Raw genomic sequence first — 7,360 nt, 5'->3', positions numbered from 1 at the left:
CCCCCCCCCCCCCCCCCCCCCCCCCGCCCCCCCGCCGCATGATCAGCGGAACCCCGGACCGCGGAGCTTCAGAAGAACAGCCTCAGAAGAACACCGACCGCCGCTGCACCAGCAGCTTGTACAGCGTGTGCTGGATGGTCTCGCGCACCTGATCCGTCAGGTTGAAGACCAGCATCGGGTCCTCCGCCGCCTCCGGCGGGTAGTGATCGGTCGAGATCGGCTCGCCGAACTGGATGGTCCACTTCGTCGGCAGCGGCAGCAGGCCCAGCGGCCCGAGCCACGGGAAGGTCGGCGTGACCGGGAAGTACGGGACGCCCAGCAGCCGGGCCAGGGTCTTGGAATTGCCGACCATGGGATAGATCTCCTCCGCGCCCACGATCGAGCACGGAATGATCGGCGCCCCGGTCTTGAGCGCCGTCGCGACGAACCCGCCGCGCCCGAAGCGCTGCAGCTTGTAGCGGTCGGCGAACGGCTTGCCGAGGCCCTTGAAGCCCTCCGGCATCACCCCGACCACCTCGCCCCGCTCCAGCAGCAGCTGCGCGTCCTCCGTGCACGCCAGCGTGTGGCCGGCCTTGCGCGCCAGCTCGTTCACCACCGGCAGGGCGAAGACCAGGTCGGCGGCGAGCAGCCGCAGATGGCGTCCCGCCGGGTGGTGGTCGTGGACGGCGACCTGTGCCATCAGTCCGTCGAGCGGCAGCGTCCCGGAGTGGTTCGCGACCACCAGGGCGCCGCCCTCGGCCGGGATGTTCTCGATGCCCTTGACCTCGACCCGGAAGTACTGGTCGAAGAACGGCCGCAGCACCGACATGAGCACCTGGTCGGTGAGCTGCTCGTCGTAGCCGAATTCGTCGACCTCGTAATCGCCGGTGACGCGCTTCCGCAGGAACGACAGGCCGTGCGCGACCTTCCGGTCCCAGCGGGCCCCCAGCAGCCGCTCGGCCGCACCGCCGAGCGCGCCGGAAAGGGTGTCGGCAAGGGCCGCCGTTGGCGCCGTGAGTGGCGCGCCGCCGCGCCCGGACTCAGCGTCCCCGGCTCCGCCCGCGGGGCTTCCCTGGCCCTCCTGCGCACCCTCGCGAGCCGCTGCGGACCGGTCGGTGGCGTCGACCGGAGCGCCCGGCTCCGGGGTGCCGGCCCGCGCGTCCGGTACCCCCGCCGGGACGGCGGAGAGCGTGGTCGTCGCCCCGGACCCGTCGCTCTTCTTGCGGGATCCCGCCCGTCCGCGTGGCCGGGCCGACCCCCGACGGGCACGCGTGTCCTCGTCGAACGGGATGACCTTGGCGTCCGCCATGGTGCGGCTCCTCCTCGTAGGGGCATTCACGTCTGGTTGGCGCCCGCGGGAAGCGCGGCGGCGATCGCGTCGACCGTGCGGGCGAGCCGGTCGGGCGGCAGCAGACCGGGACCGCGACTGCGGGCGAAGTCGCAGAAGGTCTCGGCCGTCGTGTACTTCGGGGCGAATCCGAGCGTCTCACGCATCTGGGTCGTGTCCACCACCCTGCCGTGGGTCAGCAGCCGGATCTGTTCGGGCGAGAAGTCGGTGACTCCCGCCGTGCGCAGCAGCTGGCCGACCCAGGTGACGGCGGGCAGCAGCACCGGGACGGTGGGCTTGCCGAGCCGCCGCGCGGTCTGCGAGAGCAGGAGTACGCCGTCGCCCGCGATGTTGAACGTGCCGCTGTTGAGCGTGCCGCGGCGGGCGTCGAGCGAGGCGAGGACCAGTACGTCGGTCACATCGTCCTCGTGCACGAACTGCAGCCGCGGGTCGTAGCCGAACACGGTCGGCAGCGCGGGCAGCGAGAAGTACTCCGAGAGCGGGGAGTCGGCGTGCGGGCCGAGGATGTTGGCGAACCGCAGGACGGCCACCGCCACGTCCGGCCGGCGGCGCGCGAAGCCGCGCACATAGCCCTCGACCTCGACGGCGTCCTTCGCGAAGCCACCGCTGGGCAGCGATTTCGGCGGCATGGTCTCGGTGAACACCGCCGGGTCGCGGGGCGCGGAGCCGTAGACGCTGGTCGTCGACTTCACCACGAGGCGGCGTACGGTCGGCGCCTTCTGGCACGCGCCGAGCAACTGCATCGTGCCGATGACGTTGGTCTCCTTGACCTGCGCCCGGCCGCCGGACCCCAGCGGGGTGCCGCTGACGTCCATATGGACGACGGTGTCGACAGAGTGCTGGGCCAGCACCTTGGCGATCATGGGGTGCCGGATGTCCGCCCGGACGAATTCCGCGTTGCCCAGCTGGTGCGTCGGCAGCTCGGCGTCCACGCCGATCACCCGGTCCACCTCGGGATCGTGCTGGATCCGGCGGACGAACCGACCGCCGAGCTTCCGCGCGACTCCGGTGACGAGCACCACCTTGCCCACGATTCAGCGCCTTCCGTCAGGGATGTACGCACCGTATCGGTTCGTTGTTGCGCTGTGATGACGGCGTTCGAGCCAGCGGCCACCGTGTTTGTCCGGTGGACACCCTCCGCACTCCCGGATACCCCCGAATGGCCCGGGCACCTGGCGCGGCAGGGAAACGCGGCCCAGACACGCAGCCCGGAAACGCGGCCCGGAAACGCAGCTGCCCTCCCACCGCCGCACAGGGCGGTAGTGGGAGGGCAGGAAGTGCAGCGAGTGGCTCGCTTACTTCTTGTTGCGACGCTGCACACGCGTACGCTTCAGCAGCTTGCGGTGCTTCTTCTTGGCCATACGCTTGCGCCGCTTCTTGATGACAGAGCCCACGACTACCCTCGCTTCGTTTTCACTCGGTGCGGGGCGTCCGAGCCCACACGACCTACGTCGGCCAAGCCTACCCGCCCTGAGGGGGCGGGTAGAACCGAGGCGACCGAGGCGGCCGTCATGCAGATTCCCCCACCCCCACGTAGGACTCACGCAGATAGTCGTGGACGGCTTGTTCTGGGACCCGGAAGGACCTGCCCACCCGAATCGCCGGCAGATGACCGCTGTGCACCAGTCGGTACACGGTCATCTTGGACACACGCATTACTGAGGCGACCTCCGCCACAGTCAGGAACACGACCTCGTTAAGAGGCCTCTCGCTAGCAGCCATGACACACCTGAACCTTCCGCACATGACGGCCACCGGCTTCCCCTCCGGTGACTCCAGCAGGCACGTGCGCTCCTCCCCAGATTAGGTGCGGGTGATGCAAGTGGGGAAGAGGAGTTGCGATCGGTTGACTACTGTGACAGACACGCTCGATTGAGTACATAGCGTGTAAGCGGCCGGTAGTAATCGGACCGCACAGCGTCATCAAGCGGAACCGCGACGGAAACCCGCCCCTCCGCCTCGGCCACGAAGACCGCCGGATCATCGGCGTCCGCCAGCCCGATCGCCTCAATACCCAGCTGACCAGCCCCGCAGACCCACCCGTGATCACCGACCACCAGCCCCGGCAGCTGCCCGCCACGCCTGGCCGCGGCAGCCAGCGCGGTACGAACCGGGAGGGGGGAGTGCGTGTGCGCTCCGGGCTCACTGGCGGTGGGGAGCGCATCCGCGATGCGGACCATCGCGACTCCTCCTACGTACCAAAGGTTGTGCTGGCGTAGACCGAATCGGGTCGGAATGTCGATACGTCGACCATGCGCGGGAGTGAGAACAGGGCATCCCGCCGCCGACAAAGCCGCGGCCAATGCGGCGTAGAAGCCCAGGAGCCGGTGCGGGTGGCCCGTTCCGATCAGTACCGGAACCCGGTCGACCGCCGCTCGGGCCAGTCGTTCCGCGAAAGCGTCAAGCGCTGCAACCGTGCAGTCGGGGTCGATCACATCCTGCCCTGAAGTGTGCCCGGGGTCAGGGGATACCCCACATCTTTCGGCCATGAGTCGTAACAACTCCGCTGCCCCCCACGCCCCTTCGGGGTCGAGGCCGAGCGTCTGACGCGGATCCCGCGCCGCGAACAGTCGGTAACTGTGCAGACTTTTCTCCCGGGGAGTCGCCACGGGACCGGCCAGCCGGGCCGCCAGCAGATGCGCGCGCAGCGCGCCGACACTCAGCACGCCCTCGATACTGCCGCTTACGACTTCGCCATTCACCCCAAACCGGAAAACGCACCCCATGCGGGTGATTGGGGATTTTTCCCACTCATCCCCCTCCCGAATCCTTCGTGACCCGGTTCCCGGTCCGGTTCCGGATCTAGGGGAGCAGCCCGTGCAGCGGGAACACCGCGCGCCGGGTGGCCAGGACCGCCTGGTCGAGGCGGTCGGCGGGGTCGTACCCCGTCTCCTCGAAACTCCGCCAGACGACCGGATCACGTCCGTCCGTCATCCGCGCGGGCGCGACCGCCCGCGTCGCCCGGTACACCTCGTGCCGCCACGAATCCGGCGTCTCGGCGGCGGGATCGATCGGCTTGCCCGCGGCGATCGCCACCAGGTGCGTCCAACATCGCGGTACGACGTCCGTCACCGCGTACCCGCCGCCGCCGAGCGCCACCCACCGGCCCTCCGCGTGCTCGTGCGCCAGCGCGTGACACGCCTCGGCCACGGCGCGCTGCGCGTCCAGGCTCACCGCGAGATGCGCGAGCGGGTCCTCGAAGTGGGTGTCCGCGCCGTGCTGGGAGACGATGGCCTGCGGCCGGAAGGCCGCGACCAGCTCCGGTACGACGGAGTGGAACGCCCGCAGCCACCCGGCGTCGCCCGTCCCGGCCGGCAGCGCGACATTGACCGCACCGCCCTCGGCACCGGCGCCGCCGGTCTCCTCCGGCCAGCCGGTCTGCGGGAACAGCGTCCGCGGATGCTCATGCAGCGAGATCGTCAGGACGCGCGGATCGTCCCAGAACACGGCCTGGACCCCGTCCCCGTGGTGCACGTCCACATCCACGTAGACCACGCGCTCCGCGCCCAGCTCCAGCAGCCGCGCGACGGCCAGCGCCGCGTCGTTGTATACGCAGAAGCCCGCCGCGGCGCCCGGCATCGCGTGATGCAGCCCGCCCGCGAAGTTCACCGCGTGAGCCGCCTCACCGCTCCAGACCGCCTCGGCCGCGCCGACGGACTGCCCGGCGATCAACGCGGCGGCCCGGTGCATACCCGCGAAGGCCGGATTGTCCTCGGTGCCGAGCCCGTATGCGAGCTCCGCCGCTCTGGGATCGGCGGAGGCCCGCCGGACCGCGGCCACGTAGTCGGCCCGGTGCACCAGCGCGAGCGTGGAGTCCCCGGCGGCCGGCGCCGCCGTCACCTCGACCACCTGGTCCAGCCCGAATGCCTCCACCAGCCGCATCGTGAGCGCCAGCCGTACCGGGTCCATCGGATGCCCGGGACCGAAGTCGTAATCCGTTACCTGCTCATCCCACATCAGCTGTGCGCGGCCGCTCATGGCCGACACCGTATCGGGCGTCGTCCGTGTCGAACGACTTGGCGTACAGCAGCGTCGCCAGCACCAGCACCATCGGGATCAGCATCGCGCCCCGGTAGCTCCACGCACCACCGATCGCACCGACCAGCGGGGCGCCGATCAGGAAGCCGACGTAGTTGAAGATGTTCAGCCGCGCGATGGCCGTGTCCGAGGCCCCGGGGAACAGCCGTCCCGCCGCCGCGAAGGTCGTGGGTACGATGACGCACAGACCGAAGCCCAGCAGGGTGAAACCGAGCATCCCGGTCCACGCCCCCGGCGCCGCCGCCACCACCCCGAAGCCGATCGCCGCCACCACCGTGCCGGCCCGCACCACCGCGGCCCCGCCGAAGCGCCGCACTCCCAGGTCCCCGGCCGCCCGGCCGAGCAGCGTCGTCACCATGTAGATGTTGTAGGGAACGGTCGACAGCTGCTCCGAGCTGCCGAGCGTGTCCTGCAGATACTTCGCGCTCCAATTGGAGACGGTCGAGTCGCCGATGTACGCGAAGGCCATGACCAGACACAGCGGCAGCAGCAGCCGCATCACCACGGGTGTCGCCACAGCAGCGTCCCCACTCGCGACGGCCGGCTCCGGCCGCTGGTCCACGTACCAGCGGCTCGCCACCAGCACCAGCGGGATCAGTACGACGGCGACCGGCGCGTACAGCACCGCGAGCGACAGCTGCCAGTGGGCGCCGGACCACGCCAGCGAGGCCCCCGTGATGCCGCCCAGGCTGTACGCGGCGTGGAAGCCGAGCATGATGCTCCGGCCGTAGGTGCGCTGCAGGCTGACACCCAGCATGTTCATGGACGCGTCGAGCCCGCCGACGCAGACGCCGAACAGCCCGAGCGCCACGGCTATCTGCCACATCGCGTTCCCGGAACCCGCCGCGACCAGTATCAGCGCGACCAGTGGCTGGACGCACCGCAGCACGAGGCTCGGCCGGATCCGCTTCACCAGATGTTCGGTCGCGACACTTCCCGCCCCGGCCAGGATCGGCACGGCGGCGAGAAAGACCGGCAGCAGCCCGTCACTGATCCCGTAGCGGTCCTGGATCGCGGGGATCCGGGTCACGAGCAGCGCGAAGACCACGCCCTGGCTGAAGAAGCTGACCGCCAGCGAAGCCCGGCCATGCCGTAGAGATGCATCCATGAGCGAGCAGCGTAGGTCCCGAAGCTACGGATGAGTAGGTACTTCGGGTCACAAATTAGAAGAGCAGTTCAGGGAGCTGGGCCATCTCGCTGAACAGGGCATTGGCGTCACCGAGCTTGGCCGCCGGGGTCATCGCCGTGAACCCGTACACGTCCATCCCGGCCGCCGTCGCGGCCCGCACCCCCAGCGGGCTGTCCTCGACGACCGCACACCGCTCGGGCGCTACGCCCATGACCTTCGCCGCGTGCAGGAAGAGATCCGGGGCCGGCTTCCCGCGCCCGACATCCTGCGAGCTGAAGACGCGCTCCTCGCCGAAGCGCTCGTACAGCCCCGTCGTGTGCAGCGCCACCCTGATCCGCTCATGACTCCCCGACGAGGCGAGGCAGTACGGCACCCCCTCCGCCTCCAGCTTCCCCAGCACCTCCGCGACTCCGGACACCGGCTGCAGCTCACGCCGGAACGCCTCGAAGACCCGCGTATGGAAAGCATCGTTGAAGCCCTCGGGCAACCGCTGCCCCGACCGCTCCCACACCACGTCATGGATCAAATGCACCGCGCCGCCCATGTAGTCGCGGATCGATTCCTCGTACGACGTCGGGTGCCCGAGTTCCGTCAGGTAGTCCGCCAGGATCCGGTTGGAGATCGGCTCGCTGTCCACGAGAACGCCGTCATTGTCAAAGATGACCAGGTCATAACGCATGCCCACCACTGTAGGCCCAACGCAAAGAAGCCCCCAGGCATGGCCTGGGGGCTTCTTCACAATGATTGTTCGGCGGTGTCCTACTCTCCCACAGGGTCCCCCCTGCAGTACCATCGGCGCTGAAAGGCTTAGCTTCCGGGTTCGGAATGTAACCGGGCGTTTCCCTAACGCTATGACCACCGAAACA

8 protein-coding genes and 1 rRNA gene are annotated in these 7,360 nt (G+C 69.5%); all 9 read right to left on the bottom strand.

Features of this window, described 5'->3' with window-relative positions; all coding sequences use genetic code 11:
* Positions 1-82 precede the first annotated feature (82 nt).
* The 9 genes from QMK24_RS10340 to rrf all read right to left on the bottom strand — a co-directional run bounded on the left by QMK24_RS10340 (position 83) and on the right by rrf (position 7,357).
* Positions 83-1,288: a 1-acyl-sn-glycerol-3-phosphate acyltransferase gene (locus tag QMK24_RS10340; protein WP_283465111.1), complete on the bottom strand. Its 1,206-nt coding sequence runs from the start codon at positions 1,286-1,288 to the stop codon at positions 83-85.
* Positions 1,289-1,314: 26 nt separating this feature from the next.
* Positions 1,315-2,358 carry an NAD-dependent epimerase/dehydratase family protein gene (locus QMK24_RS10335; RefSeq protein ID WP_283465110.1) on the bottom strand — a complete coding sequence of 348 codons (1,044 nt, stop codon included), beginning with the start codon at positions 2,356-2,358 and terminating at the stop codon, positions 1,315-1,317.
* 264 nt (positions 2,359-2,622) lie between these two features.
* Positions 2,623-2,721 carry a 30S ribosomal protein bS22 gene (locus tag QMK24_RS10330; RefSeq protein ID WP_003948845.1) on the bottom strand — a complete coding sequence of 33 codons (99 nt, stop codon included), beginning with the start codon at positions 2,719-2,721 and terminating at the stop codon, positions 2,623-2,625.
* A gap of 115 nt (positions 2,722-2,836) precedes the next feature.
* Complete coding sequence (locus QMK24_RS10325; RefSeq protein ID WP_283465109.1) at positions 2,837-3,049, bottom strand: helix-turn-helix domain-containing protein; 213 nt, start codon at positions 3,047-3,049, stop codon at positions 2,837-2,839.
* Between the two features lie 128 nt (positions 3,050-3,177).
* Positions 3,178-3,993 (bottom strand): phosphatase, encoded by an 816-nt coding sequence (locus tag QMK24_RS10320; protein WP_283465108.1) that lies wholly within the window; start codon positions 3,991-3,993, stop codon positions 3,178-3,180.
* A gap of 136 nt (positions 3,994-4,129) precedes the next feature.
* Positions 4,130-5,305 (bottom strand): acetoin utilization protein AcuC, encoded by a 1,176-nt coding sequence (locus QMK24_RS10315; protein ID WP_283465107.1) that lies wholly within the window; start codon positions 5,303-5,305, stop codon positions 4,130-4,132.
* Positions 5,274-6,473 carry an MFS transporter gene (locus QMK24_RS10310; RefSeq protein ID WP_283465106.1) on the bottom strand — a complete coding sequence of 400 codons (1,200 nt, stop codon included), beginning with the start codon at positions 6,471-6,473 and terminating at the stop codon, positions 5,274-5,276. Before QMK24_RS10310 ends, QMK24_RS10315 begins: the two co-directional genes overlap by 32 nt.
* A gap of 55 nt (positions 6,474-6,528) precedes the next feature.
* Complete coding sequence (locus tag QMK24_RS10305; RefSeq protein WP_283465105.1) at positions 6,529-7,173, bottom strand: HAD family hydrolase; 645 nt, start codon at positions 7,171-7,173, stop codon at positions 6,529-6,531.
* 67 nt (positions 7,174-7,240) lie between these two features.
* A 5S ribosomal RNA gene (gene rrf, locus QMK24_RS10300) occupies positions 7,241-7,357 on the bottom strand.
* Positions 7,358-7,360 lie beyond the last annotated feature (3 nt).

Origin of the sequence: Streptomyces sp. PH10-H1, assembly GCF_030063355.1 — a bacterium.
Lineage (GTDB): Bacteria > Actinomycetota > Actinomycetes > Streptomycetales > Streptomycetaceae > Actinacidiphila.
The sequence above is the reverse complement of the archived record's forward strand: the minus strand, read 5'-3'. Positions and strand labels throughout refer to the sequence as shown.